At 72.5% G+C, this 23,965-nt stretch carries 28 protein-coding genes; 15 read left to right on the plus strand and 13 right to left on the minus strand.

Going from position 1 to position 23,965, the window contains the following annotated elements:
• The first annotated feature begins 129 nt into the window (after positions 1 to 129).
• The gene (locus tag O7613_RS18115) at positions 130 to 1,575 is read left to right on the plus strand and encodes an alpha-amylase family glycosyl hydrolase (RefSeq protein WP_282289386.1); all 1,446 of its coding nucleotides are present in this window, start codon (positions 130 to 132) and stop codon (positions 1,573 to 1,575) included.
• Positions 1,576 to 1,642: 67 nt separating this feature from the next.
• The gene (locus tag O7613_RS18120) at positions 1,643 to 2,524 is read left to right on the plus strand and encodes a L,D-transpeptidase (RefSeq protein WP_282289387.1); all 882 of its coding nucleotides are present in this window, start codon (positions 1,643 to 1,645) and stop codon (positions 2,522 to 2,524) included.
• A gap of 96 nt (positions 2,525 to 2,620) precedes the next feature.
• Here O7613_RS18120 and O7613_RS18125 read toward each other — a convergent pair whose 3' ends face one another.
• From O7613_RS18125 to O7613_RS18145, 5 genes are all read right to left on the minus strand, one after another.
• Positions 2,621 to 3,241: a response regulator transcription factor gene (locus tag O7613_RS18125; protein WP_281587231.1), complete on the minus strand. Its 621-nt coding sequence runs from the start codon at positions 3,239 to 3,241 to the stop codon at positions 2,621 to 2,623.
• Positions 3,238 to 4,386 carry a sensor histidine kinase gene (locus O7613_RS18130; RefSeq protein WP_282289388.1) on the minus strand — a complete coding sequence of 383 codons (1,149 nt, stop codon included), beginning with the start codon at positions 4,384 to 4,386 and terminating at the stop codon, positions 3,238 to 3,240. The genes O7613_RS18125 and O7613_RS18130 overlap by 4 nt, the downstream gene beginning before the upstream one ends.
• Before the next feature lie 30 nt (positions 4,387 to 4,416).
• Positions 4,417 to 5,223: an ABC transporter permease gene (locus O7613_RS18135; protein ID WP_282289389.1), complete on the minus strand. Its 807-nt coding sequence runs from the start codon at positions 5,221 to 5,223 to the stop codon at positions 4,417 to 4,419.
• A 15-nt stretch (positions 5,224 to 5,238) separates the two neighbouring features.
• On the minus strand, positions 5,239 to 6,129 hold the full coding sequence (locus O7613_RS18140) for an ABC transporter ATP-binding protein (protein ID WP_281587228.1): 891 nt from the start codon (positions 6,127 to 6,129) through the stop codon (positions 5,239 to 5,241).
• Positions 6,130 to 6,230: 101 nt separating this feature from the next.
• The gene (locus O7613_RS18145; protein ID WP_282289390.1) at positions 6,231 to 6,485 is read right to left on the minus strand and encodes a hypothetical protein; all 255 of its coding nucleotides are present in this window, start codon (positions 6,483 to 6,485) and stop codon (positions 6,231 to 6,233) included.
• A 14-nt stretch (positions 6,486 to 6,499) separates the two neighbouring features.
• Between O7613_RS18145 and O7613_RS18150 the strand changes: the two genes are divergently transcribed.
• Positions 6,500 to 7,216, plus strand: coding sequence for a DUF5753 domain-containing protein (locus O7613_RS18150; RefSeq protein ID WP_282294567.1), 717 nt, complete (start codon positions 6,500 to 6,502; stop codon positions 7,214 to 7,216).
• A gap of 13 nt (positions 7,217 to 7,229) precedes the next feature.
• Entirely contained in the window at positions 7,230 to 7,436 is a 207-nt protein-coding gene (locus O7613_RS18155) for a DUF397 domain-containing protein (protein ID WP_282289391.1), read from the plus strand.
• A 325-nt stretch (positions 7,437 to 7,761) separates the two neighbouring features.
• On the opposite strand, the gene O7613_RS18160 is transcribed toward O7613_RS18155, so the two are convergent.
• Positions 7,762 to 9,201 carry an MFS transporter gene (locus O7613_RS18160; RefSeq protein WP_282289392.1) on the minus strand — a complete coding sequence of 480 codons (1,440 nt, stop codon included), beginning with the start codon at positions 9,199 to 9,201 and terminating at the stop codon, positions 7,762 to 7,764.
• A 106-nt stretch (positions 9,202 to 9,307) separates the two neighbouring features.
• Here O7613_RS18160 and O7613_RS18165 point away from each other — a divergent pair, with 106 nt between their 5' ends.
• Both O7613_RS18165 and O7613_RS18170 read left to right on the plus strand, forming a co-directional pair.
• Positions 9,308 to 10,051: a TetR/AcrR family transcriptional regulator C-terminal domain-containing protein gene (locus O7613_RS18165; protein ID WP_282289393.1), complete on the plus strand. Its 744-nt coding sequence runs from the start codon at positions 9,308 to 9,310 to the stop codon at positions 10,049 to 10,051.
• 8 nt (positions 10,052 to 10,059) lie between these two features.
• The gene (locus O7613_RS18170) at positions 10,060 to 10,917 is read left to right on the plus strand and encodes an alpha/beta fold hydrolase (protein ID WP_282289394.1); all 858 of its coding nucleotides are present in this window, start codon (positions 10,060 to 10,062) and stop codon (positions 10,915 to 10,917) included.
• Between the two features lie 42 nt (positions 10,918 to 10,959).
• On the opposite strand, the gene O7613_RS18175 is transcribed toward O7613_RS18170, so the two are convergent.
• Together O7613_RS18175 and O7613_RS18180 are read right to left on the minus strand one after the other, a co-directional pair.
• The gene (locus tag O7613_RS18175) at positions 10,960 to 11,241 is read right to left on the minus strand and encodes a type II toxin-antitoxin system RelE/ParE family toxin (protein ID WP_282289395.1); all 282 of its coding nucleotides are present in this window, start codon (positions 11,239 to 11,241) and stop codon (positions 10,960 to 10,962) included.
• Positions 11,238 to 11,507, minus strand: a complete 270-nt coding sequence (locus O7613_RS18180; protein ID WP_281587221.1) for a type II toxin-antitoxin system prevent-host-death family antitoxin — start codon at positions 11,505 to 11,507, stop codon at positions 11,238 to 11,240. Before O7613_RS18180 ends, O7613_RS18175 begins: the two co-directional genes overlap by 4 nt.
• 109 nt (positions 11,508 to 11,616) lie before the next feature.
• Here O7613_RS18180 and O7613_RS18185 point away from each other — a divergent pair, with 109 nt between their 5' ends.
• Positions 11,617 to 12,756 (plus strand): site-2 protease family protein, encoded by a 1,140-nt coding sequence (locus O7613_RS18185; RefSeq protein WP_282289396.1) that lies wholly within the window; start codon positions 11,617 to 11,619, stop codon positions 12,754 to 12,756.
• A 33-nt stretch (positions 12,757 to 12,789) separates the two neighbouring features.
• Here O7613_RS18185 and O7613_RS18190 read toward each other — a convergent pair whose 3' ends face one another.
• Positions 12,790 to 14,016, minus strand: coding sequence for an FAD-binding protein (locus O7613_RS18190; RefSeq protein WP_282289397.1), 1,227 nt, complete (start codon positions 14,014 to 14,016; stop codon positions 12,790 to 12,792).
• Positions 14,017 to 14,083: 67 nt separating this feature from the next.
• Here O7613_RS18190 and O7613_RS18195 point away from each other — a divergent pair, with 67 nt between their 5' ends.
• Positions 14,084 to 14,503: a hypothetical protein gene (locus O7613_RS18195; RefSeq protein WP_281587218.1), complete on the plus strand. Its 420-nt coding sequence runs from the start codon at positions 14,084 to 14,086 to the stop codon at positions 14,501 to 14,503.
• Between the two features lie 6 nt (positions 14,504 to 14,509).
• Here O7613_RS18195 and O7613_RS18200 read toward each other — a convergent pair whose 3' ends face one another.
• Positions 14,510 to 15,439, minus strand: a complete 930-nt coding sequence (locus tag O7613_RS18200; protein WP_282289398.1) for an LLM class F420-dependent oxidoreductase — start codon at positions 15,437 to 15,439, stop codon at positions 14,510 to 14,512.
• Positions 15,440 to 15,471: 32 nt separating this feature from the next.
• A complete protein-coding gene (locus O7613_RS18205; RefSeq protein ID WP_282289399.1) occupies positions 15,472 to 16,695 on the minus strand; it encodes an FAD-dependent monooxygenase in 1,224 nt (407 codons plus the stop codon).
• A 72-nt stretch (positions 16,696 to 16,767) separates the two neighbouring features.
• On the opposite strand from O7613_RS18205, the gene O7613_RS18210 reads away from it, so the two are divergent.
• The 4 genes from O7613_RS18210 (at position 16,768) to O7613_RS18225 (ending at position 20,867) form a co-directional block, all read left to right on the plus strand.
• Entirely contained in the window at positions 16,768 to 17,370 is a 603-nt protein-coding gene (locus O7613_RS18210; protein WP_281587215.1) for a TetR family transcriptional regulator, read from the plus strand.
• Between the two features lie 415 nt (positions 17,371 to 17,785).
• Positions 17,786 to 19,006 (plus strand): glycine betaine/L-proline ABC transporter ATP-binding protein, encoded by a 1,221-nt coding sequence (locus tag O7613_RS18215; RefSeq protein ID WP_282289400.1) that lies wholly within the window; start codon positions 17,786 to 17,788, stop codon positions 19,004 to 19,006.
• A complete protein-coding gene (locus O7613_RS18220; RefSeq protein WP_282289401.1) occupies positions 19,003 to 19,896 on the plus strand; it encodes an ABC transporter permease subunit in 894 nt (297 codons plus the stop codon). Before O7613_RS18215 ends, O7613_RS18220 begins: the two co-directional genes overlap by 4 nt.
• Before the next feature lie 89 nt (positions 19,897 to 19,985).
• A complete protein-coding gene (locus tag O7613_RS18225; RefSeq protein ID WP_282289402.1) occupies positions 19,986 to 20,867 on the plus strand; it encodes a glycine betaine ABC transporter substrate-binding protein in 882 nt (293 codons plus the stop codon).
• Between the two features lie 53 nt (positions 20,868 to 20,920).
• Here the strand turns inward: O7613_RS18225 and O7613_RS18230 are convergent, their stop codons facing one another.
• Together O7613_RS18230 and O7613_RS18235 are read right to left on the minus strand one after the other, a co-directional pair.
• Entirely contained in the window at positions 20,921 to 21,109 is a 189-nt protein-coding gene (locus O7613_RS18230) for a Uma2 family endonuclease (RefSeq protein WP_282289403.1), read from the minus strand.
• A gap of 48 nt (positions 21,110 to 21,157) precedes the next feature.
• Positions 21,158 to 21,352 carry a hypothetical protein gene (locus O7613_RS18235; RefSeq protein WP_282289404.1) on the minus strand — a complete coding sequence of 65 codons (195 nt, stop codon included), beginning with the start codon at positions 21,350 to 21,352 and terminating at the stop codon, positions 21,158 to 21,160.
• Positions 21,353 to 21,422: 70 nt separating this feature from the next.
• On the opposite strand from O7613_RS18235, the gene O7613_RS18240 reads away from it, so the two are divergent.
• The 3 genes from O7613_RS18240 (at position 21,423) to O7613_RS18250 (ending at position 23,965) form a co-directional block, all read left to right on the plus strand.
• The gene (locus tag O7613_RS18240) at positions 21,423 to 22,124 is read left to right on the plus strand and encodes an ElyC/SanA/YdcF family protein (RefSeq protein ID WP_282289405.1); all 702 of its coding nucleotides are present in this window, start codon (positions 21,423 to 21,425) and stop codon (positions 22,122 to 22,124) included.
• 63 nt (positions 22,125 to 22,187) lie between these two features.
• On the plus strand, positions 22,188 to 23,144 hold the full coding sequence (locus O7613_RS18245) for an ATP-binding cassette domain-containing protein (protein ID WP_281587209.1): 957 nt from the start codon (positions 22,188 to 22,190) through the stop codon (positions 23,142 to 23,144).
• A complete protein-coding gene (locus tag O7613_RS18250; RefSeq protein ID WP_281587208.1) occupies positions 23,141 to 23,965 on the plus strand; it encodes an ABC transporter permease in 825 nt (274 codons plus the stop codon). Before O7613_RS18245 ends, O7613_RS18250 begins: the two co-directional genes overlap by 4 nt.

A 23,965-nucleotide genomic window follows, 5' to 3' on the forward strand; every position in this document is an offset into this window, starting at 1 on the left:
CCATGCATTGACATTTCTTGCAACACGCTTGTAACCTTGCGGAAAATTTCAGCGCCGGCTGCAAGAAGTCGGCACCGACGCCCTCCCCGGGCTCCACTCCCACTCCCCCGTACCCCCGTAGGAGTCCTGATGCATCGACGCCGATGCCGCGCCACGGCGCTCGCCCTGGGCGTGGCCGCGAGCCTGCTCGTCCCGATCACCGTGGCGGCACCCCCGGCCGCCGCCGCCCCCGCCGGTAGCAAGAAGGTCATCGTCCAGCTCTTCGAGTGGAACTGGACCTCGGTGGCCAGCGAGTGCACGAGCACGCTCGGCCCCGCCGGCTACGGCTACGTCCAGGTGTCCCCACCGCAGGAGCACGTCAACGGCAGCCCGTGGTGGGTGTCCTACCAGCCGGTCAGCTACCGGATCGAATCCCGCAAGGGCACCCGCGCCCAGTTCCAGTCGATGGTGAACACCTGCCACAACGCCGGCGTCAAGGTGATCGTCGACGCGGTGGTCAACCACATGTCCGGCCAGGACAACGGCGGGACCGGGTGGGCCGGCACGTCGTACGGGCACTACAACTACCCGGGCACCTACTCCTCGGCCGACTTCCACTACTGCGGGCGCAACGGCACCAACGACATCGCCAACTACAACGACCGGTACGAGGTGCAGAACTGCGAGTTGGTGAACCTCGCCGACCTGAAGACCGAGTCGGACTACGTCCGTGGCCGACTCGCCGCGTACCTCAACGACCTGCTCTCGCTCGGCGTGGACGGCTTCCGGCTGGACGGCAGCAAGCACATGCCGGCCGCCGACATCGCGGCGGTCAAGGCCAAGCTGTCCCGCTCGGCCTACCTGGTGCAGGAGGTCATCTACGGCGCGGGTGAGCCGGTGCAGCCGACCGAGTACACCGGCAACGGCGACGTGCACGAGTTCCGCTACGGCAAGGACCTGGCCCGGATGTTCCACAGCGAACGCCTGGCGTACCTGAAGAACTTCGGCCAGTCCTGGGGCTACCTGCCGAGCGGATCCGCGGTGGTCTTCACCGACAACCACGACACCCAGCGCGACGGCGGCGTGCTCACCTACCGCGACCGCGGCGAGTACGCCCTGGCCAACGCGTTCATGCTGGCCTGGCCGTACGGCACCCCGGCGGTGATGTCGAGCTTCACGTTCGGGAGCAAGGACCAGGGCCCGCCCTCGGACGGCAGCAACCGGATCACCAACACCACCTGCTACTCCGGCTGGGAGTGCGAGCACCGCTGGCCGGTGATCGCCAACATGGTCGGCTTCCGCAACGCCACCGAGGGCGCCGCGGTCGCCAACTGGTACGACAACGGCTACCAGCACATCGCGTTCAGCCGGGCCGGCAAGGGCTACCTGACGCTCAACGACGAGGACTCGGCGGTGACCGGCCGGTCGTACTACACCGGGCTGCCGGCCGGCCGCTACTGCGACGTCGTCCACGGCACGTTCCGCAACGGATCGTGCAGCGGGCCGGTGGTCACCGTGGACTCCGCCGGCTGGTTCGCCGCGACCGTGAACGCGCACGACGCGATCGCCATCCACGTCGGGGCGAAGCTGAGCTGACCCGGCTCGGAGGCCCCCGTACCGCGGTTCGCGGCGCGGGGGCCTCAGGTCGGTTACAGTCGTTTTCGTGCATTATGACCGGATAACCGGGCGGCGGCTGCCCGGCTGGCTGTTCGCCGCGCTCGGCGTACCGCTGCTGCTGGCCACCGCACTGCTGGTCGACCACGCGCTGACCGGCGCCCCGCCGCCCGCACCCGTCGTCGCCGGCCCGACCACCCCGGCGCCCGCCAGCCCGACACCCGCGGAGTCCGTGCCGCCCGCCGCGCCCGCGCCGGCCGACCTGCCGGTGGTCACCTACGATCCGGCGCCCCGCGGCTTCCCCGCCGACCCGGCCACCGCCGACACCGGGCCGCTGCCCGAGGGAGCGCGCCCGAACCGGAAGATCGCCGCGTACGACGCGCCGGGCGGCCGGCCGCTGGCATTCCTCGCGCCGACCATCAGCGACGTCCGGCTGACCATGCCGATCGTCGAGCGCCGGGCCGGCTGGACCGCTGTTCTGCTCCCCTCGGCCAACCGCACCATCGCCTGGCTGCCCGCCGGCGGCTGGACCACAGTGGTGCTGCGCGACCAGATCGTGGTGGAACGCCGCACCCACCGGCTCACCTGGCGCCGGGACGGTCGGGCGGTACACACCTGGCCGGTGAGCCTCGGCATGTCCGGCCAGCTCACCCCGCTCGGCCGCACCTTCGTGCTGGGCCGCACGCCACCTCCGGAGGACGTCTACGGCGGGGTCGACATCTTCGCGCTCGGCGCGATCCCCGACGACCCGGACGCGGTGCCCTCCGGGCTGCGCGGCGCCCACATCGGACTGCACACCTGGTACAACGACGACACGCTCGGCGAGAACGTCACGAACGGCTGCATCCGGCTGACCCGCAGCGCCCAGCGCCAACTCCTCGCCGAACTGGCCCCCGGCACCAGCTTCGTCGTCGTCGACCGCCTCCCCTGACCACCCCGCCCCGGTTAGGCGGGGGCCCCGCTTAACCGACGCCGGTTAAGCGGGGCCCCCGCCTCTACCGAATGCGTTAAGCGGGGCCCCCGCCTTTCACCCCAGCAACCAACCGTTGGCCTCCGCCAACCGGACCGCGTCGGCGCGGTTGCGGGCGCCGGTCTTGCCGATGGCCGCCGACAGATGGTTACGGACCGTGCCCTCGGACAGGTGCAGCGTCGCCGCCAACTCGGCCACCGTGCCGCCGCCCCGGGCCGTCCGCAGCACCTCCGTCTCCCGCTCGGTGAGCGGGCTCGCCCCGGTCGCCAGCGTCTCGGCGGCGAGCGTCGGGTCGACCACCCGCAGGCCGGCGTGCACCCGGCGGACCGCGTCGGCGAGCTGCCGGGCCGGGGTGTCCTTGACCACGAACCCGTTCGCGCCCGCCTCCATCGCCCGGCGCAGGTAGCCGGGCCGGCCGAAGGTGGTCACCACGAGCACCCGGCAGCCGGGCAGCGCGGCCCGGAGCGCGGCCGTCGCCGCCACCCCGTCCAGCCCGGGCATCTCCACGTCGAGCAGCGCCACGTCGGGCGAGGTACGCAGCGCCTCCGGCACCACCTCGTCGCCGCGGCTCACCTCGGCCACCACGGTGAGGTCCGGCTCCAACGACAGCAGCGCGGCCAGCGCGCCCCGGACCAGCGCCTGGTCGTCGGCGAGCAGCAGCCGGATCGGCTCGGTCACCCGCGTACCCTCCCGGTCGTCTCCGGTGCCGTGACCCGGAGCAGGAATCCGGCCCCACCGGACGGCCGGGCGACGGTCACCGTGGCGTCGAGGCGGTCCGCCCGCTCGCGCAGCCCGACCAGTCCGTGCCCGGTCGTCGGTGCCGCACCGGCGGGCCCCCGGCCGTCGTCGCGTACCTCCACCGCCGCCGGCTCCACCCGGATGACGCACCGCCGCGCGCCGCTGTGCCGCACCACGTTCGTCACCCCTTCGCGGACCGCCCAGCCGAACAGTTCGTCCAGGTCCGCCGGCAGCGCCGGCACCGTCTCCGGCAGCTCCGCGGCGACGCCGGCGGCGGCCAGCGCCGACCGGGCGCCGGCCAACTCGGACGCCAGATCCACCCCGCGGTACGCCCCGACGGTGCCCCGCACGTCGGCGAGCGCCTCCCGGGCGAGCCGCTCCACGTCGGCGATCTCGGTGGCCGCCCGCGCCGGGTCCAACTCCAGCAACCGGCCCGCCAACTCGGCCTTCACCGCCACCACGGTCAGCGAGTGACCGAGGATGTCGTGCAGGTCCCGGGCGGTACGGGCGCGTTCCTCGGCCACCGCGAGCCGGTGGATCTCCTGCTGCGCGGCCTGGAGTTCGCCGTTGCGTTGGGCCAGCCGACTCACCCCGAACATGGCGAACGAGGCGAGCAGCACCGCGAAGACGACAGTGCTCTCCGACTCCCAGCCGGGCACCAGGTGTGAGGTGACGGGCGGGGTCGCCGCGGCCAGCACCACCACGACCAGGGACTCCACCGGCGGCAGCAGGAACACCGCGGCGGCGGCCACGAACACGAGCGTGGTCAGCCAGTCCCCGCCGGTGCCGGGGATGCCCACCAGGCCGAGGGCGAGCAGCAGCGCGATCAGCGACCGGGCCCGGCCGACCGGGGTCGGGAGGTGCCGCTGCCGGCGGGCCCTCGACCATTCGAAGACCAGCACGTACGCCACGCCGAAGGCGATCACGGAGCCGAGCCCGAGCAGCCGCCGCCACAGCTCCGGTTGGTGCAGCGCGGTGAGGAACGGGACGTTGAGGAAGAAGAGCCAGACCGCCGCCAGCAGCCAGCCGGTGAACCGCCAGTGGCGGCGGTTCACCGGCCGGGCCGGGGCGTTCGGCGACGTCACGCCCACCACGCTAGTGCCCGCCGCGTCCGGTCAGACCCGGGTGGTGTCGCGGCGGAACAGGCGGGCCGCGCCCAGACCGAAGAAGGCGGTCCACGCGGCGACGTTGCCGACCGCCGCCCAGTCCACCCCGGTGCCGGTCAGCGGCGCGCGGGCGAGCTGACCGACCCCGTACACCGGGGTGAACTTGGCGATCTGCCGCATCACGTCGGGCAGCAGATCGAGCGGGACGAACAGGCCGCCGAGCATGGCCAGGATGGCCAGCGCCGGGCCCATGAACTGCATGACGTTCTCGGCCGGGGCGAGGTAGCCGACGAACAGGCCGAACGCGGCGAAGACGAGCGAGCCGATCCAGGCGGTCAGGCCGGACTCCACCCAGACGTGCGCCGGCAGCCGGACGCCGGAGGCGGCGCCGACCACGAACTCCACGAGTACGCCGGCCAGGCCGAGCACCATCGCGGTGGCCACCTTCGTCGCCACGTAAGCGGCGGGGCGCAGCGGGGTCAACCGCAACTGCCGGCTCCACCCCAACGCCCGCTCGGTGGCCACGGCGGCGCCGGCGCTGGTGGTGGCCACCATGGCCGCGTACACGGCGAGACTGATCATGATCCAGCCGGTGACCGGCAGGCCGTTGTCGAGCTTCTCGCCGCGCGAGGGCAGGCCGAACAGGAGGAAGAAGACCGCGGGCATGACCAGGATGAACATCAGCGTGCGGCGGTTGCGCAGGACCCGGCGGATCTCGATGCCGAGTACGGCGGCGGAGAAGCCGCCCAGGGCGGGGGGTCGGCGGTCGGCCCGGACGGCCGTGGGCGAGGTGGACGTGGTGGACGTGGTGGTCATGGCGAGGGCTCCCGGTCAGGCGGCGGCGGTCAGGGCGAGGAACGCGTCCTCGAGGTTGCGTGAGGTGATCTCCAGGTCCCGGGCGTCGGTCCGGGTCAGCAGGTGCCGGGCGACGACGTCGGAGTCCTCGCTGTGCACGAGGATCGCGTCTCCTCGTACCTCGACCGACCGGACGCCCGGCAGCGCGGCGAGCGCGGCCTGGTCGGCGCCGGGCAGGGTGGCCCGCACGATCCGGCCGGCGGCCAGGTTCTTGATCTCGGCGGTGGTGCCGTCGGCGACCACCCGGCCGGCCCGCACCAGCACGATCCGGTCCGCGTACGCGTCGGCCTCGTCCAGGTAGTGGGTGGCGAACAGCACGGTCCGGCCGGAACGGGCGTCGGCCCGGATCGCCTGCCAGAAGTCGCGGCGGCCCTCGACGTCCATCCCTGTGGTCGGCTCGTCCAGCACCATCAGGTCCGGGTCGGGCAGCAGCGCCAGCGCGAACCGCAGCCGCTGCTGCTGGCCGCCGGAGCACTTGCCCACCGCCCGGTCGGCGATGCCGGCGATGCCGGCGCGTTCCAGCACCTCGGTCACCGGGCGGGTGTGGCCGTAGAAGTGCGCGGTCATCCGTACCGTCTCGGCGACGGTGAGGTCCTTGAGCAGGCCGCCGGTCTGCATCACGGCGGCGACCCGGCCGAGCCGGACGGCGTCGGTCGGGCTGCCGCCGAAGACCCGGACCGTGCCAGCGTCCGGGCGGGCCAGCCCGAGCAGCATGTCGACCGTGGTGGTCTTGCCGGCGCCGTTGGGGCCGAGGAAGGCGACCACCTCACCGGGGGTGATCCGCAGGCTGAGCCCGTCGACGGCGGTCACCGGGCCGAAGGTCTTGGTGAGTCCGGCCAGTTCGACGGCCGGTGCGGTGTCGGTCATGCCAACGATGCTCCGGCCTGGGGCACCCTGGACCCTGGCGCGGCCGTCACCTTCCGCCCGTGACATTTGTCAGGTGTCCCGGCGTGGCGCACCGACGGCGGTCAGCGCACCCGGAACCGCCGTACGCACGCACCGTCGTGGTCGGGCCGGAGTCGGCAGCGCTGCCCGTCCCCCACCCGCCGGTCGCAGAAGACCCAGTGACGTACGTTCTGGTCGTCCTCCGGGGACACCGTGGTTCCGCCGGGCTCGGTCTGCGGCAGCACGTGCGTCCAGTGTGCGATCACCCGGGCCAGCCGCTGGGCGGTCAGCAGGTCGTTCACGACGACCGGCAGGTGGATCACCCATCGTTCAGTCATGACCTGAGTCCGCCCTGAGCCGCATCGAGAACGCCCAGGTCTCCGTGATGCCGCCCGTCGCGCGGGGCCTTCTCGACCTCTACGGCGTGGAGGGCGACGAGATCGATGCGCTCGTGCAGGTGGCGCGGGACGCCCGCAAGCGCGGCTGGTGGCAGGCATACGACGACGTCCTGCCGGACTGGTTCGAGGTCTACGTCGGACTGGAGGCCGAGGCGTCAGAGATCCGGGCATTCCAGCCTCAGCTCATCCCGGGCCTGCTCCAGACCGCCGACTACGCCCGCGCGGTCGTCCGGGCCGAGCATCCGGACGCGCCCGACAACGAGATTGAGCGTCGCGTCGAGCTGCGGATGCGCCGCCAGTCCAACGAGTCGCCGCCGAACCTGTGGGTGGTGCTGGACGAAGCCGTCCTGCGACGGCCGGTCGGCGGCGCGGCAACGTTCAAGGCGCAGTTGGAACGGCTGGCCGAGGAAGCCGATCGCCCCGGCAACACCGTACAGATCCTGACGTTCACGGCCGGTGAGTACGGCTCGATGGGTAGCGCCTTCAGCCTGCTCGCCTTCCCGGAGCCGGCCGATCCGGGCGTCGTCTACGTCGAGACCCGCGCGGGTAGCCTCTACCTGGAGGGCCAACAGGTCAGGGAATACACGCGAGTCTTCGAGCATCTGGTCGCCACAGCGGCCGGCGCCCGCGAGTCACGCGACCTGATCCGGGAGGCGATCAACCAGCTCTGAGGAGACGACCGGGGTGGACGAGACCAACCAGGCCGCAGTGACCTGGCGGAAGAGCACCCGCAGCAACGGCTCCGGCGACTGTGTCGAGGTCGCAGACAACCTCTCCGGCCGGGTCGGCGTGCGGGACAGCAAGGACGCGAGCGGCCCAGTCCTCCTCTTCGACGGGCAGGCGTGGCAGAGCTTCCTTCGCGGTTTCCGGCAGGAACACGCTGTCGACTGACACGCGCCGGCGCGGCGTGGTGAGAGAGGGTCAGCGCATGACTTCCACCGATTTCGACTCGAACGGCGAGCCACACACCCGGCCAACTCAGGCAGCCGGGCATGACGCCTCCGCCAGCGCGGTCCGGGCCGCGAGCGCCTTGGAGATGCGCCGCGAGTTCGCCGCATGGCTCAAGAGCGGCGGCCTCCCGGACCTCACTGATGTCTCCCCCACCGCGTCAGAACGGCCACCCGGCACAACCCTTGGTTAGTTCTCGCTCGGTGCGCACCGGGCCAGTTAAGCGGGGGCCCTTCCTCTACCGGATCCGTTAACAAGGGCCCCTTCCTTACACGTCCTCGCGGGCGTTGCGGGGCAGGAGGAACGCGCCGGCGACGGTGATCAGCACCAGGCCCAGCTCCGCGACGAGGGTGACCCGCACCGCGTGGCCGACACCGCCCGACGCGGCGTCGAAGAAGACGGTGCCCAGCAGCGCCACCCCGAGCGCGCCGCCGAGCTGCTGGACGGCGGTGAGCGTGCCGGAGGCCGAGCCGGTCTCCTCCTCGTCCACGCCGGAGAGCACGATGTCGAAGAAGGGCGCCATCACCAGTCCCATCCCGAGGCCGACCGCCAGCAGCGCGGGCACCAGCCGCCACGGGGTGACGTCGTCGCCGATCAGGCGCAGGGTGAGCAGCATCCCGGCGACGCCGGCCAGCACCACCACGAGGCCGAGGTGGATCAGTCGCCGGCCGAGACGCCGGGCGAGGCCCATGCCGGCCAGCGCGAACGCGAGCACCATGCCGAGCGCCTGCGGCACCGAGGCCAGGCCGGTGCGCAGCGGTGACCAGCCCAGGCCGAGCTGGAGATAGAGGCTGAAGACAAGCGAGAAGCCGGTGAGCGCGGTGAAGAACGCCAGGCCGGCGACCAGGCCGCCGGTGAAGGCACGACGGCGGAACAGCGTCGGCACGACCAACGGGTCCCGGCCCGCGCGCTGCCAGGCCCTCTCGTAGCGGACGAAGACCGCGAAGACCAGCGCCGCGCCGACCGGCATGGCGAGCGTCCAGCCGGGCCAGCCCAGTTCGCGGCCCTGGACCAGCGGGTAGAGAAGCAGCACCGCGCCGAGCGAGACGAGCAGGACGCCGGGCAGGTCGAGCCGGGTGGCCCGGGACGCCCGGGACTCGGGCAGGAGGCAGAGCGCGCCGAGCGCGGCGAGCAGGCCGAGCGGCACGTTGATCAGGAAGATGGCCCGCCAGCCGGTGCCGGCCAGGTCGGCGTCGACGAGCCAGCCGGCGAGGATCGGGCCACCGACGGCGGAGAGGCCCATCACCGGGCCGAACGCGCCGAACGCGGCGGCCAGTTCGTCGCCCGAGAACATTTCCTTGATCAGGCCGAGCCCCTGCGGGAGGAGCAGGGCGCCGAAGAGGCCCTGCACGACGCGGGCGGTGATCAGCGTGCCCGGGCCGGCGGCGAGCGCGCACAGGGCCGAGGCGGCGGTGAAGCCGATCACCCCCACCAGGAACATGCGGCGGCGGCCGTACAGGTCGCCGAGTCGGCCGCCGGTGACCAGGCCGACGGCCATGGCCAGCGTGTAGCCGGCGCCGAGCCACTGGATGAGGGCGGGCGACCCGCCGAGGTCGGCCCGGATGGCCGGGCCGGCGAGGTTGGTGACGAGCACGTCCAGCAGGTCCATCACCTCGGCGCTGAGGATCACCGCGAGCGCGATCCAGCGCCAGCGGTGACCGGTGCCAGGTGTTCCCGCCCGCTCCGGCGTCACGGTTTCGATGGTCATGGGCTCCCCCGATCGGTCGAACGGCGTTCGTTGTCGAACACTGTTCTAGCAACGAACAGCGTTCGCGGCAAGTACGATGTTCGAGTCCCGACCACCGGAGGTGTCCGTGAGCGACCAACCCGCCCCGCCCTGGCGCACCCGCGCCCGCAGCCGGCCGGCCCCCCGCCAGCCGCTCAGCCAGCAGGCCGTGGTGGACGCCGCGCTCGCCCTGATCAGCCGGGAGGGTCTGGGGGCGCTGAGCATGCGGCGGGTGGCCCAGGAGCTGGGCACCGGGCCGGCGTCGCTCTACGCACACGTCTCCGGCAAGGAGGAGTTGCTCGAACTGCTCGTCGACCGGGCCAGCGCCGACATCGTGGTCCCGGCGCCGGACCCGACCCGGTGGGCCGCGCAGATCCGCGAGGTGGCCTGGGCGGCATACCGCGTCTACGCCACCCACACCAACCTGGCGCTCGCCTCGCTCGCCACCATCCCCACCGGCCCGAACGCGCTGCGCGTCACCGAGGGAATGCTGGAGATCCTGCTCGCCGGCGGCGTGCCGCCCCAGCGGGCGGCCTGGTTCCTCGACCGGCTCTTCCTCTACATCGCCGGCGACGCCTACGAGGGCGCGCTGTACGCGGAGAAGGCCCGCGCCGCCGGGCAGGAACCGGCGACCTGGTGGGCCAACCTGCACCGACAGCTCCGGGCCTACTACGAGGGCCTACCGGCGTCGACCTACCCGCAGGTCCTGGGCCACCTGGACGAGCTGATGGCCGGCGCTGGCGACGAGCGCTTCGGCTTCGGCCTGGACCTGCTGATCGACGGGCTGGCCGCGAACGCGCCGGTCGGGAGTGAGGGCCGCCGGGCCGGGTAACCCGCGCCATGGGCGTACCGACCGGACGTGTCGACACGATCGTGCTCATCCACGGTCTCTGGATGACCTCGCGGAGCTGGGAGCACTGGGCCGACCGCTACGCGGCCCGGGGCTTCCGGGTGCTCACCCCGGCCTGGCCGGGCATGGACCGCGAGCCGGCGGAGCTGCGGGCCGACCCGACGCCGATCGCCGGCCAGCGGATCCCCACGATCGTCGACCACTATGCGGCGATCATCCGGGAGCTGCCCCGCCCGCCGATCGTCATGGGCCACTCGTTCGGCGGCCTGATCGCCCAGTTGCTGCTCGACCGCAGGCTCGGCGCGGCAGTCGTCGGCGTGCACCCCGCGCCGGTCAAGGGCGTGCGCAAGCTGCCGCTCAGCACGCTGCGCTCCGGGTTCTCCATCCTGCACAACCCGGCCAACCGCCACCGCGCGGTGCCGTTCACCGCCGAGGACTTCCGGTACGCCTTCGGCAACACGCTCACCCAGGCGGAGTCGGACGCCGCCTGGGAGCGGTACGCCGTCCCCGGCGCCGGCCACGTGCTCTTCGAGGGCTCGTTCGCCAACCTGGACCCGGACTCGGCCACCGAGATCGACCGCAGGCGCGACGACCGCGCCCCGCTGCTGATCACCGCCGGCGGCGAGGACCACGTGATCCCGCCGTCGCTCGCCACCAGCCTGGCCAACCTCTACCACGGCTCGACCGCGATCACCAGCTACCGGGAGTTCCCCGGCCGGTCGCACTTCGTCGGCGGCGAGCCGGGCTGGGAGGAGGAAGCCGACTTCGCGCTGGAGTGGGCGGTCGAGGCCGCCAACGAGTTCTCCCCCACGGTGGTCAGCGAATCGCCCCGGCCTGCCGCCGGATGAACAACGTCGCCGCCCCGACCCAACATCTGGCCGATATCACGATCAGAGCGTGTCGTAGACGTCGCCACGGTGGCCCAAGTGGATCACGAGGACAACCAGCTCACCGTCGCGAACGGTGTAGATGATGCGGTATTCACCGACCCGGATCCGTAGCAGGCCGGGGTGACCGGTGAGCGCCTTGACACCAGCCGGGCGAGGCTCGGTAGCCAGCCCGGCGAGAGCGGCGACGAGGCGGGCCTGTACGGGCTTGTCGAGCTTGCGCAGCAGCTTGGCCGCGGCTCGATCGATCTGCACGGTAAAGACCTGCTCGGACGGCACGCTCACAGGCCCAGCTCGTCACGCAATTCACTGAGTGGGACAGGGGTATCGCCGGCATCGATCCGAGCGAGGGCGTCGCGGGCCGCCGAGACGTCGGCAGCGTCCTCTGCTCGTTCGATCGCTTCGGCCAAATCGGCGGGGACGATGGCGGCCAAGCGCTGCCCACGGCGGGTGACGTAGGTGATCCGGCCGGCGTAGTGAGCACGGGACACCACATCCGCGAGGCTGTCGCGGGCATCGGAGATCGGAAGTTCGGCAGCGGGCTCACTCATGCTCTGATTGTACAGGCCGTACGAAACGTACGAGTGCACGCAGATCTCACGCCATTCACACGGCTGCCGGGGCTGGTGTGTTGGTGGGTGGGGCGGGTATCACGGAGCGATGAGGGCGAGTTTCCGGCTCGGGAAGGTCGCGGGCGTACCCGTCGGCGTCAACTGGAGTGTCCTGGTCATCTTCGTGCTGATCGCCTGGACGCTGTCGGCAAGCCTGTTCCCGCGCTCGTACCCCGGCCACTCCGCGGTCGCCTACGTCGCCGCCGGCCTGGCCGCCGCGGTGGTCTTCTTCCTCGGCCTGCTCGCCCACGAGGTGTCGCACGCGGTGGTGGCCAAGCGCAACGGCATCGAGGTCGAGGGGATCACGCTCTGGCTCTTCGGCGGCGTCGCCGAGTTGAAGGGTGAGGCGAAGGACCCGGGTGCGGAGCTGCGGATCGCCGGCGTCGGGCCGCTCGTCAGCCTGGTCATCGGCGTGGTGTTCGGCGCGATCGCGGTGGCGGTCGCGGTGGCCGGCGGGCACGGGCTGCTGCTCGGCGCGCTGTCCTGGCTGGCCGGCATCAACGTGCTGCTGGCGCTCTTCAACGTGCTGCCGGCCGCGCCGCTCGACGGCGGGCGGCTGTTGCGCGCGGCGGTGTGGAAGGCCACCGGCGACCGGACCCGGGCGTCGGTGGTGGCCGCCGGCGCCGGTCGGGTGCTGGGCATCGTGCTGATCGGCCTCGGGTTGTGGCGGTTCCTGTCCGGCGCCGGCTTCGGCGGACTCTGGCTGGCGCTGATCGGCTGGTTCCTGATCGGCGCGGCCGGCATGGAGGAGCGGCAGGCGCGGATGGGTGACGCGCTGCGCGGCATCCGCGTCGGGGACGTGATGACGCCGCAGCCGCAGACCGCGTCCGGCGACCTGACCGTGGCCGACTTCGTCGACCACTACCTCTTCGCGTACCGGCACTCGGCGTTGCCGCTGACCGAGAACGACCGGCCGGTCGGCCTGGTTACGCTGGACCGGGTACGCGGCGTCGCGGCGGACCGCCGAGCGTCTACCACGCTGGCCGAGGTGTCCTGCCGGGCCGACGAGCTGGTGCTGGCCCGGCCGGACGAGCAGCTCACCGACCTGCTCCCCCGGCTCAACGAGTGCACCGACGGCCGGGCGCTCGTGGTGGTGGATGACCGGCTGGTCGGGATCGTCTCACCGAGCGACATCAGCCGCGCGGTGCAGCGCGGCAGCATGCGCGCGCCGACGCCCGCCGGCCGCTGACCCCGGCCGCGCCGCACCGCGACGGGCCGGACGTCAGTCTCGGGGGAAGTAGCGGTCCATCTCGTCGGTACGGAACTTCCCGGTCGGATCGTAGGAGAGCAGCAGCGCGGCGAAGTCGGCGTGCCGGGGGTACGCGGCGGCCGGGTCGCGGTCGAACAGCTTGCCCCAGTGCGGGCGCGGCGCGAACGGGGCGAGCCGCTGCTCCACCTCGGCCAGCACCGGGGCCACCGCCACCGGGTCGCCGACCCAGGTGAAGTGCAGCGCCAGCGTGTCTCGGCGGAAGTTCGGGCTCAGCCACAGCTCGTCGGCGGCCACCGTCCGCAGCTCGCAGATCTGGAGCACGGCGGCGATCCGTTCGGCGACCGGGTCGAGCGCGGCGAGCGCCGCCGCCGCGTCGGCGCGGGCCACGTGCCACTCGGACTGCAACTCGTCGCCGCTGCTCGGGGTGAAGCCGAGCCGGAAGTGCGGCAGCCGCTCGTGCCAGGGACCGGGCTCGCCGAACTGGGCGGTGCAGTGCTCCGGCGACATGCCGGGCACCGGGTGCTGCGGCGTCTCGGCGGCGACGGTGTCCAGCCAGTCGGCGGGGGGCGGCGCCTGGTCGGCGTACTGCTTGATCCACACCTGGTCGAAGCGCTCGGACCGCCAGTCGGTGAAGACGCTGACGCTGTACGCGGCGCCGAGCGCCTCGTCCAGCGCCGCCCGGGGCAGGCCGAGCCGGACGTACTGGCGCACCGCGTAGGTGGGGACCACGTCGAGCGTGACCCGGGTGACCACGCCGAGCGCGCCGAGGTTGACCACCAGCCCGGCGAAGGTCGGGTCGGTCCGGTCGACGGTGCGCAGGTCACCGTCGGCGGTGACCAGTTCCAGGGCGGCCACGGCGGCGGCCAGGTTGCGGTTGGCGACGCCGGAGCCGTGGGTGGCGGTGGCGACCGAGCCGGCCACCGAGATGTGCGGCAGCGAGGCGAGGTTCGCCAGCGCGTACCCCTTTGCCTGGAGCGCGGTGGCCAGGTCGCCGTAGCGGAGTCCGGCGGCGACGGTGACGGTGCCGCGGTCCGGGTCGAGCGCGACGGTGGGCGGCAGCCCGTCGAGCGCGATCTGCGCGCCCGTGGTGTCGCCGAGCCGGTTGAACGAGTGGCCGGTGCCGACGGCCCGGACCCGGTCCGCGTCGGCGACCAGCCGGCGCAGCTCGTCCAGGGTGGTGGGCCGGTGCCGGGTCCGGGCCGACCAGCGGACGTTGCCGGCCCAGTTGGTGTCGGTCATGCGCTGCATCATCCGCCATCGCGGGCGGGCAGGGTTGCTCCGGGGTCGAAGCGGGAATCCTGGGCGGATGAGCAGCTACCGCGACCCGAGCCTCCACGGTGACGTGTACCCGTCGGAGGAGGAGATCGACCCGACCGGCGTCGACCCGGACGAGACGGAGGCCGGACCGGACCGGCCCGGGGCCAGGACCGGGAACAGTGCCGGGACCAGGACCAGCGCCGAGGCCGGACCGGAGCGGACCGCGCCGGTGCCGACGCCGGAGCCCGAGCCGGCCCCGACGCCGCACCCGGGGCCGCCGCCGCGCGACGGGCGGAGCCGGTCGATCGTGACCCGGCACCTGGACGGCTCCGTCGAGGTGGTGACCGACCTGGACGGCGACGGGGTGGCCGACGTGGTGCAGGTCGACATCGACGGCGACGGCGTCCCGGACGTGATGTACCTGGACAGCGACCGGGACGGCCGGCTCGACACCGTCCGGCGGGCGTAGGCCCGCTCAGAGCTGCGGCATCACCTCAGCGGCGACCAGCTCCAGGTGGTCCAGGTCGGCCAGGTCGAGCACCTGGAGGTAGGCCCGGGCGCTGCCCGCCTCGGCGTACCGGCCGAGCGTGTCCACCACTTCGGCGGGCGTGCCGGCGGCGCCGTGGGCGCGCAGCTCGGCGGCGTCCCGGCCGATGGCCTCGGCGCGGCGGGCCACCTCGGCGTCGTTCCGGCCGCAGCAGAGCACCAGCGCGTTGGACCAGACCATCGTGGACGGGTCCCGGTCGATCTCGGCACAGGCGTCCCGCACCCGCTGGAACTGCGCCGTGGTGTCCTCGACGGAGACGAACGGCAGGTTGAACTCGTCGGCGTAGCGGGCGGCCAGGCGGGGGGTGCGCTTCGGACCCATGCCGCCGAGCAGGATCGGCGGGCGGGGCCGCTGCACCGGCTTGGGCAGCGCCGGTGAGTCGCTGACCGGGTAGTGCTTGCCGGGGAAGTCGAACGTGGATCCGGCTGGCGTGGACCAGAGCCCGGTGATGACCGCGAGCTGCTCCTCCAGCCGGTCGAACCGCTCGCCCACGGACGGGAACGGGATGCCGTACGCGGTGTGCTCCTCGGCGTACCAGCCGGCGCCGATGCCCAGCTCGACCCGGCCGCCGCTCATCTGGTCGACCTGCGCCACGGTGATGGCCAGCGGGCCGGGCAGCCGGAACGTGGCGGCGCTCATCAGCGTGCCGAGCCGGATCCGGGTGGTGTCGCGGGCCAGGCCGGCGAGCGTGGTCCAGGCGTCGGTGGGGCCGGGGTCACCGCTCACCGAGCCCATCTTCAGGTAGTGGTCGGAGCGGAAGAACGCGGCGAAGCCCGTCTCCTCCGCCCGGCGCGCCACGGCGAGCAGCTCGTCGTAGCTGGCCCCCTGCTGAGGCTCGGTGAAGATCCGAAGTTCCATCCCCCGAGCATAGGGCCGCCTGGTCCCTGATCTCAGGTCGCGCGGGTCGGCAGGTCCGGCAGCGTGATCGCGGTGGCCGCCCGGCGGATCGGCTCGGCCACCCGGCTGATCATCCGCTCCCGGCCGGGCAGGCGCGGCAGGAGGCGCAGCATCAGCGTCTGGAACCGGATCTGCCCGGCCGAGCCGAGCACCATGCCCTTCAAGTTGCGCTCGGCAAGCGCCTGGTTCGCCGCGACGAACGGCCGCATCCGACGCTCGTACGCGGCGAATCCGGCCGCCGGGTTCCCGCCCGCCTCGGCCAGCGCGGCGGCCAGCACGTACGCCCCGACCAGCCCGAGGCTGGTGCCCTGGCCGGACGCCGGTGAGGCGGCGTAGGCGGCGTCGCCGACCAGCCCGACCCGGCCGGCCGACCAGCTCGCCATCCGCACCTGGCTCATCTCGTCGAGGTAGAGGTCGGGCGCGTCCGGCAGCGCGGCGAGCAGCTCGGGCACCCGCCAGCCGGCCCCGGCGAAGGCCCGGCCCAGCAGCGCCCGCTGGGCGGCCACGTCACCGCGGTCCCCGGGGTCGCCGTGGTCTCCCGCGTCGCCGGGCGAGTGGAAGAGGAACAGCGCCCGGGCGTCGGGCGCGCCCGCGGTCCGGTAGACGCCCACGCTCCGCCCGGGTGCCGGGTGCAGCAGCTCGACCCGCTCCTCGCCGAATCCGGCCGGCACGGTGCAGATGGCGATGTGGTGCCCGAGCGGGCGCAGGTGGCGCGACGCCGGGCCGAACGCGAGCCGCCGTACCGTCGAGTGCAGCCCGTCGGCGCCGATGACCAGGTCGAAGCGACGGCGCGGGCCCCGCGCGAAGGTCACGTCGACCCCGTCGGCGTCGGCGCGCAGCGCGGTGACCGAGTCGTCGAAGCGGTGTTCCACGTCGCCGGCGGCGGCCCGCAGGATCCGGGTCAGGTCGCCGCGCATGATCTCGACGTCGTCGTCCGATCGGCCGCCGAACAGGGCGGCGTCCATGGTGGCGAGCTGCCGGCCGCGCCCGTCGAGGAAGCGGGCCAGCCGCATCCCGGTGTCGTGGGCGCGCACCTGCCCGGTCAGGCCCATCCGGTCCAGCACGGTCAGGGCCGCGCCCCGGACGTCGACCTTGTAGCCGCCGTCGCGGGGCGCGGGGGCCCGTTCCACGACTGTCGGCCGGAGGCCGTGGCGCCGCAGCCACCAGGCGAGCGCGGAGCCGGCGACACCGCCGCCGGAAATCAGGACATCGGTCATGACAGCGACGGTACGGGTGTGTCAGACGTTTGTGCAAGACAGATGTTCAAGATTCTCGGTACGCTGCTCTCCATGGGAAATCGGGAAGATCTCCTCGCCGGCGCGAAGCGCTGCCTGATGGCGAAGGGCTACGCCGCCACCACCGCCCGCGACGTCGCCGCCGCGGCCGGCACCAGCCTCGCCGCCATCGGCTACCACTTCCGCACCACCCGGGCGCTGCTCGACGAGGCGCTGTTCGAGGCGATGGCGGAGTGGGGCGAGGAGCTGGACCGCGCACTGGCCCACGACGCCGACCCGGACGCCGACCCGGAGCAGCGGTTCGAGCTGGCCTGGGAGCGCATCATCGAGTCGATCGTCCGGCTGCGCCCGCTCTGGGCGGTCCAGTTCGAGCTGATCGCCCGGATGGACCGCGCCCCCGAGCTACGCGAGGCGTTCGCCGCCGCCAACCGCCGGGCCCGCCTCGGCCTGGCCGAGGTGTTCCACCGGTTCGGCCCGGGCACGGACGAGGGCACCGCGCTCACCCTCGGCGCGTTCCACCAGGCGCTGCTCGGCGGCGTGGCCGCCCAGTGCCTGGTGGACCCGGACGCCGCGCCCTCGGCGCAGGAGCTGACCCGTGCGCTGCGGATCGTCGCCCGGCAACTGGGCCCCGACGAGGCACCCGGCCGCACCGGCTGACCCGCCGGCCGGCGGGGGCCGCACTCGACGGGAATCGTCGCCACCCCATTACGGAATGGAACGGCGGAGCCGACCGTAATCCGCGACACGGTCGGTCGGATATGACAATCGCGTGACGATTGGTTATCAGTTTCTTCATATGCAACAGTCTGCGTGGATAACCGGAAACAACGCTCCTACCAGCGGAAACGTCGTCCGGAGAAGCGTGGCGCGCGCATACCGGATGCCCTCGACGACCGAATTCGACCGCCGGTTTTTGTGTGGTGGTCCACATTCCCCGCAGTGCCGGTTGGATTAATCGCGATGACGTCGGTAGGTTTCCTTGCCGGCCCTCATGGCCCGCACGTGACCGAAGTTGATATCACGGACGAGACCGAAGACCGCCCCGCCGGCGGCCGGCGTCGGAGAGGGGATCGTGTCCGCGCTCGCAGTGCAGTCGCTCTACAAAATATTCGGGAACCGAGCTGACGAAGCGGTAAGACGCCTGGCGGACGGCGCGCCACGCGCCGAGGCCCTGGCCGGCCTGTCGGCCACGGCCGCCGTCATCGACGCGACCTTCGACGTACGCCCCGGCGAGATCTTCGTCGTGATGGGCCTGTCCGGCTCCGGGAAGTCGACCCTCATCCGGATGCTGAACGGCCTCCTCCGGCCCACCGCGGGCACCGTGCGGGTGGACGACGTCGACCTGACCTCGCTCAAGCCCGCCGCCCTGCGCAAGCTGCGCCGAGACAAGATCAGCATGGTCTTCCAGCACTTCGCGCTCATGCCGCACCGCACGGTGGCGGAGAACGCCGGGTACGCGCTCGAGGTCGCCGGCCGACCCAAGGCCGAACGGCGCGAGCGCGCGATGGACGCGCTGCGCATGGTGGGCCTGACCGAGTGGGCGGACCACCTCCCGCACGACCTCTCCGGCGGCATGCGGCAGCGGGTCGGCCTGGCCCGCGCGCTCGCGGCCGGCACCGACATCCTGCTCATGGACGAGGCGTTCTCGGCGCTCGACCCGCTCATCCGGCGGGAGATCCAGGACCAGCTCCTGGAGCTGCAGGCCGAGCTGGGCAAGACGATCATCTTCATCACCCACGACCTGAACGAGGCGATGCGCCTCGGCGACCGGATCGCGGTCATGCGGGACGGCCGGATCGTCCAGATCGGCACGGCGGAGGAGATCCTCACCGACCCGGCCAACGGGTACGTGGCGCAGTTCGTGGCCGACGTGGACCGCACCCGCATCCTCACCGCCGCCTCGGTGATGGAGAAGCCGCACCACGTTCTCGACGTCAGCGCCGGCCCGCGAGTCGCCGCCAAGGCGCTGCGGGAGACCCAGACCTCGGTGGTCTACGTGACCGGCCCGGGCAAGCGGTTCCTCGGCACGGTGACCGAGGACGAGGTGCTGCGCGCGCTGCGCGAGAACCGGACCACCCTCGACGGGTACGTCTCGACCGAGCGGGTCCGCACCGTCGCCGAGGACACCTCGGTCGCCGACCTCTTCGCCGACTGCGCGGAGAGCCAGCACCCGGTGGCCGTCCTCGACGAACGGGGCCGGCTGGCCGGGGTGATCCCCCGGATCACGCTGCTCAGCGCCCTGGCCAGCACGACACCGGACGAGCCGACGGTCGAAGAGGAGATCCCGGCATGAGCCTGCGCGAATTCCCGCTCGACGCCGCGCTGCCCCGGGTGCCGCTCGGCGAGTGGATCGAGGCGGGCGTGGACTGGGCCACCCGTACCCTGGGCCCGCTCTTCGACGCCGTCACGGCCGTGGTCGAGGGACTTGTGGGCCCGCTCGAACAGCTGCTCAACGGCGTGCCCGCGGTGGCGGTCGTGGCGGTGCTGGCCGGGCTCGGCTGGTGGCTGCGCGGTTGGAAGTTCGCCCTCGGCGCGGCCGTCGGCCTCCTGTTGGTGGCCGGCATGCCGTACTGGGAGGAGACCATGAGCACGCTCGCGCAGGTGCTCGTGGCCAGCCTGCTCGCCCTGCTGCTGGCGATCCCGTTGGGCATCTTCGTGGCCGAGAACAAGCGGGCGTCCGCGGTGGCCCGGCCGGTGCTGGACTTCATGCAGACCATGCCCGCGTTCGTCTACCTGCTCCCGGCGCTGTTCTTCTTCGGCATCGGCACCGTGCCGGGCGTGCTGGCCACGGTGGTGTTCAGCATGCCGCCCGGCGTCCGCCTGACCGAGCTGGGCCTGCGCCAGGTCGACAAGGAGATCGTGCAGGCCGCCGAGTCCTTCGGCGCCCCGCCGTGGATGGTGCTGCTGCGCACGAAGGTGCCGCTGGCGCTGCCGACCATTATGACCGGCGTCAACCAGGTGATCATGCTGTCCCTGTCCATGGTGGTCATCGCCGGCATGGTCGGCGCCGGCGGCCTCGGCGACGTGATCATTTTCGCGTTGTCCCAGGTCGAGGTGGGTGCCGGGTTCGAAGGCGGAATCGCCGTCGTGGTCCTCGCCGTCGTGCTCGACCGGCTCACCGACTCCGCGGGCGACCGGTTCCCCTCCGCCCGGGCCCAGCGCCTGGCGCGCGAGGCGGCCTGACCGGTAGCCCTCCCCGCCGGCACCCCCGGTTCCGCCCACGCGGAACCACCGGCAACCCCGCAAGGAAAGGAAGTTCTGTGTTTACGACGATGAAGCGCGTTCTCGCGCTGGCGGTGACCGCCGCCCTGGCCCTCGGTGGCGCGACCGCCTGCGGCGACGAGTCCGACGGCGCGTCCGGGTCCGGCGGCGACAAGAAGATCACCATCGGTTACATGGCCTGGGACGAGGCGATCGCCGCCTCCCACCTGTGGGAGAACATCCTCAAGGAGAAGGGCTACGAGGTCCAGCTCAAGAACCTGGAGGCCGGTCTGGTCTACGGCGGTCTCGCCAACGGCGACATCGACCTGTTCCTGGACGGCTGGCTCCCGCTGACCCACGCCTCCTACATGGAGAAGTACGGCGACAAGCTGGAGAAGCTGGGCGTCTGGCACGACGACGCCAGCCTCAGCATCGCGGTGCCCACGTACGTCGAGGGCGTCGACTCGCTTGCGGACCTGGCCGGCAAGGCCGGCACGTTCGGCGGCGAGATGATCGGTATCGAGCCGGGCGCCGGCCTCACCAAGGCCACCCAGGAGCAGGCGATCCCGCAGTACGGCCTGGACGGCGCGATGAAGCTGAAGACGTCGTCCACCCCGGCCATGCTGGCCGCGCTCGACGGCGCCATCAAGGACAAGAAGCCGATCGTGGTCACGCTCTGGCACCCGCACTGGGCCTACGCCAAGTACGAGCTGAAGGACCTGGCCGACCCGAAGGGCACCCTCGGCCAGGCCGAGCAGATCAACACGTTCGCCCGGCTGGGCTTCGGCGAGGACTTCCCCGAGGTCACCGACATGCTGAAGAAGTTCAAGATGGACGGTGACCAGCTCGCCTCGCTGGAGGACCTGATGTTCAACGTGCACAAGGGCGACGAGGAGAAGGCGGTCGAGGAGTGGCTGAAGGCCAACCCCGACTACCTGAAGACGCTCGCCTGAGCGATCCCGCGCACGACCGGGGCCCCGCCGATTTCGGCGGGGCCCCTCGGCGTTCACCCGTCGAGGTGGTCGGCCGGCGCGGTCTGCAAGAGCCAGGCCAGCGGCATCCGAGCGTGTTCGGCGTACCGGCCGTCGCCGGTGAGCTCGTGCAGCGTCACGGTCTGCGGACCGTCGCGATCCACCACCCAGTAACGCGGAATGCCGGCCGAGGCGTACTCCCGGACCTTGGTCACCGAGTCCATCGCCTCCGAAACCGGATGAGACGATCTCGACAGCCAGCACCAGATCGGTCACGGTGGACCAGACTCCGCGCCCGGGCGACTCGCGATGATCGCGTGCTCGGAGTCGGGCGGCGGCATGACCGACAGGACCCCGTCGGGGCTGGTCTCGTAGCGGTGACCGTTCGGGTCGGCGGCGTTCATCGTCGCCACGTCGTCGAGCGTCACGACGGCGGGCATGTGCATGCCGACGGCCTCAGCGCTCATGCCGCCATCCTAGGTGAGAGACCGGCTCGGACACGCCCACCGGCGCTGCGGAGGTGGCAAGATCGCGTGCGTGACGAGTGTGTCCCCCAGGTACGGCGCGCTGCCCCGGATCGTGCGGCCGGAGGCGTTCGCGGACGTCCCGCCGGACCGGCTCCTGGCGCTGCTGGAGGCGGTCACCATGATCCTCACCATCCCCGGTCGGGCCGCCGAGCGGGTCGACGCGCTTGTCGTGCCCACCGGGCAGGGCGAGGACTGGCGGCTCACCGACGCGATCCGCGCCTGGGAGGCCGGCCCGGCGCTGCGTCACCTGCTGGTGGCCGGCACCAACCCGGCCGAGCGGACCCACCGGCCGCTGACACTCGACCGCCTGCGCGATCTCGGCCTGCGCCGGGTCGACGGCGTCGTGCTCCAGGCCGAGCCGGCCACCGACACCGGCCGGCAGGCCGCCTGGATCGTCGACCGGGTCCGGGCCCTGGGCATCGGCAGCGTGGCGCTCGTCGTCTCCCCGTACCACCTGGTCCGGGTCTATCTGACGGTGCTGCGGGCCGCGGACGCCGCCGGGCTGCGGCTTCCGATGGTCCCACTGCCGGTCGCGGTCGCTCCGCACGAGCCGGTCCCGGAGACCGGCGCGGCCGGCTACGACCTGGTGGCCGGCGAGGTCGGGCGGCTGCTGCGCTACGCCGACGAGGGCTGGGTCGCGAGCCCGCAGCGGCTGCGCGACCACCTGCGCTGGCTCTGGACCGCGCACCGCCCCCTGCTCGTCGGCGAATAGGAACAGCGCCGCTGCCAGCGGCGTGTGCGTGCGCTGCCAGCGGCGCCGGCCATGGTCGGTGCCATGACATACGCATTCGAGGCGGAGGGCCTGGTCAAGCGGTTCGGTACGACGACCGCGCTGGCCGGGATCGACCTCGCCGCACGACGGGGGACCGTGCTGGGGGTGCTGGGGCCGAACGGCGCCGGCAAGACCACTGCGGTGCGGATCCTCGCCACCCTGCTGCGCCCGGACGGGGGCCGGGCCACGGTCGGTGGCCACGACGTGGTCGCCGACGCCGGGAAGGTACGCCGGATGATCGGGCTGACCGGGCAGTACGCCTCGGTCGACGAGGATCTGACCGGCACCCAGAACCTGGTGCTGATCGGCCGGCTGCTCGACCTGAGCGGACGCGACGCCCGGGCCCGGGCGGCCGAGTTGCTCGCCTGGTTCGACCTGACCGAGGCGGCCGGACGCCCGGCCAAGACGTACTCCGGTGGCATGCGCCGCCGGCTGGACCTGGCCGCGAGCCTGGTCGGCCGACCGGACGTGATCTATCTGGACGAGCCGACGACCGGCCTGGACCCGGCCAAGCGCGAGGAGATGTGGGGCGTGGTCCGCTCGCTCGTCGACGACGGCTCCACGGTGCTGCTGACCACGCAGTACCTGGACGAGGCCGACGCGCTCGCCGACGAGATCTCGGTGATCGACCACGGCCGGGTGATCGCGCACGGCACCCCGGGCGAGTTGAAGCGGATCGCCGGCACCCAGACCATCGTGGTCCGGCCGACCGAGCCGGACCGGATCGGCGACGTCGCCGACATCCTGCGGGCCAGCACCGGGACCGATCCGGAGCTGCCGCGGCCCGGCCTGCTCACCGTGCCGGTGGACGACGACGCCACGTTCACCGCGGTGGTCCGCCGGCTCGACGACGCCGGCATCGGCGTGGTGGAGCTGGCGTTGCGCCTCCCCAGTCTCGACGAGGTGTTCTTCACGTTGACCGGCCACGGCGCCGGGGAACCCATGGAGGTGGCCGCATGACCACGATCACCCGCACGGCGGCCACGCCGCCCCGCACCAGCGCGCCCCGGGCCGGCTCCCGCCCGTTCGGGCTGGCCCGGCACAGCCTCGCGCTCGCCAGACGCAGTCTGATCAAGACGCTGCGCACGCCCGAGCAACTGCTCGACGTGACGCTCCAGCCGATCGTCTTCGTGCTGATCTTCGTCTACCTGCTGGGCGGCGCGATCTCCGGCTCGCAGCACGCCTACCTCCAGTTCCTCCTGCCGGCGATCATGGTGCAGACCGTGCTGTTCGCGTCCATCGCGACAGGCGTCAGCCTCAACACCGACATCGAGAAGGGCGTCTTCGACAGGTTCCGCAGCCTGCCGATCGCCAGGTCCGCGCCGCTCGTCGGCTCCGTGGTCGGCGACCTGGTCCGGTTCGTGGTCTCGATCTCCGTGCTGCTCGCGTTCGGCTACGCGATCGGCTTCCGGATCGGCACCGATCCGCTGTCCACGCTTGCGGCCTGCCTGCTGACCATCGCGTTCGCGTTCGCGGTCACCTGGATCGGCGTGCTGCTCGGCATGGTGATGCGCAGCCCCGGCGCCGTGCAGGGCACCGCGTTCCTGGTGTTGTTCCCGCTGACCTTCGGCACCAACATGATGGTGCCGACCGACACGCTGCCCGGCTGGTTGCAGTGGTGGGTCGGGGTGAACCCGGTGGCCGACGTGATGGAGGCGGCCCGGGGCCTGATGATCGGCGGTCCGGTCGCCGGGCCGGTGACCCGGTCGCTGCTCTGGACCGTGGCGATCATCGCGGTCTGCGCGCCGCTCGCCGTCCGCGCGTACCGGCGCCGCGCCTGA

Source organism: Micromonospora sp. WMMD975 (assembly GCF_029581215.1).
Taxonomy (GTDB): Bacteria; Actinomycetota; Actinomycetes; order Mycobacteriales; family Micromonosporaceae; genus Micromonospora.

Excerpts from the sequence above, each read along its gene's own strand:
- O7613_RS18115 (WP_282289386.1), top strand. The coding sequence starts at position 130 with ATGCATCGACGCCGATGCCGCGCCACGGCGCTCGCCCTGGGCGTGGCC.
- O7613_RS18135 (WP_282289389.1), bottom strand. The coding sequence starts at position 5,223 with ATGACCACCACGTCCACCACGTCCACCTCGCCCACGGCCGTCCGGGCC.
- O7613_RS18140 (WP_281587228.1), bottom strand. The coding sequence starts at position 6,129 with ATGACCGACACCGCACCGGCCGTCGAACTGGCCGGACTCACCAAGACC.
- O7613_RS18145 (WP_282289390.1), bottom strand. The coding sequence starts at position 6,485 with ATGACTGAACGATGGGTGATCCACCTGCCGGTCGTCGTGAACGACCTG.
- O7613_RS18160 (WP_282289392.1), bottom strand. The coding sequence starts at position 9,201 with ATGACCATCGAAACCGTGACGCCGGAGCGGGCGGGAACACCTGGCACC.
- O7613_RS18170 (WP_282289394.1), top strand. The coding sequence starts at position 10,060 with ATGGGCGTACCGACCGGACGTGTCGACACGATCGTGCTCATCCACGGT.
- O7613_RS18180 (WP_281587221.1), bottom strand. The coding sequence starts at position 11,507 with ATGAGTGAGCCCGCTGCCGAACTTCCGATCTCCGATGCCCGCGACAGC.
- O7613_RS18185 (WP_282289396.1), top strand. The coding sequence starts at position 11,617 with ATGAGGGCGAGTTTCCGGCTCGGGAAGGTCGCGGGCGTACCCGTCGGC.
- O7613_RS18190 (WP_282289397.1), bottom strand. The coding sequence starts at position 14,016 with ATGACCGACACCAACTGGGCCGGCAACGTCCGCTGGTCGGCCCGGACC.
- O7613_RS18195 (WP_281587218.1), top strand. The coding sequence starts at position 14,084 with ATGAGCAGCTACCGCGACCCGAGCCTCCACGGTGACGTGTACCCGTCG.
- O7613_RS18200 (WP_282289398.1), bottom strand. The coding sequence starts at position 15,439 with ATGGAACTTCGGATCTTCACCGAGCCTCAGCAGGGGGCCAGCTACGAC.
- O7613_RS18205 (WP_282289399.1), bottom strand. The coding sequence starts at position 16,695 with ATGACCGATGTCCTGATTTCCGGCGGCGGTGTCGCCGGCTCCGCGCTC.
- O7613_RS18210 (WP_281587215.1), top strand. The coding sequence starts at position 16,768 with ATGGGAAATCGGGAAGATCTCCTCGCCGGCGCGAAGCGCTGCCTGATG.
- O7613_RS18220 (WP_282289401.1), top strand. The coding sequence starts at position 19,003 with ATGAGCCTGCGCGAATTCCCGCTCGACGCCGCGCTGCCCCGGGTGCCG.
- O7613_RS18225 (WP_282289402.1), top strand. The coding sequence starts at position 19,986 with ATGAAGCGCGTTCTCGCGCTGGCGGTGACCGCCGCCCTGGCCCTCGGT.
- O7613_RS18230 (WP_282289403.1), bottom strand. The coding sequence starts at position 21,109 with ATGGACTCGGTGACCAAGGTCCGGGAGTACGCCTCGGCCGGCATTCCG.
- O7613_RS18235 (WP_282289404.1), bottom strand. The coding sequence starts at position 21,352 with ATGAGCGCTGAGGCCGTCGGCATGCACATGCCCGCCGTCGTGACGCTC.
- O7613_RS18245 (WP_281587209.1), top strand. The coding sequence starts at position 22,188 with ATGACATACGCATTCGAGGCGGAGGGCCTGGTCAAGCGGTTCGGTACG.
- O7613_RS18250 (WP_281587208.1), top strand. The coding sequence starts at position 23,141 with ATGACCACGATCACCCGCACGGCGGCCACGCCGCCCCGCACCAGCGCG.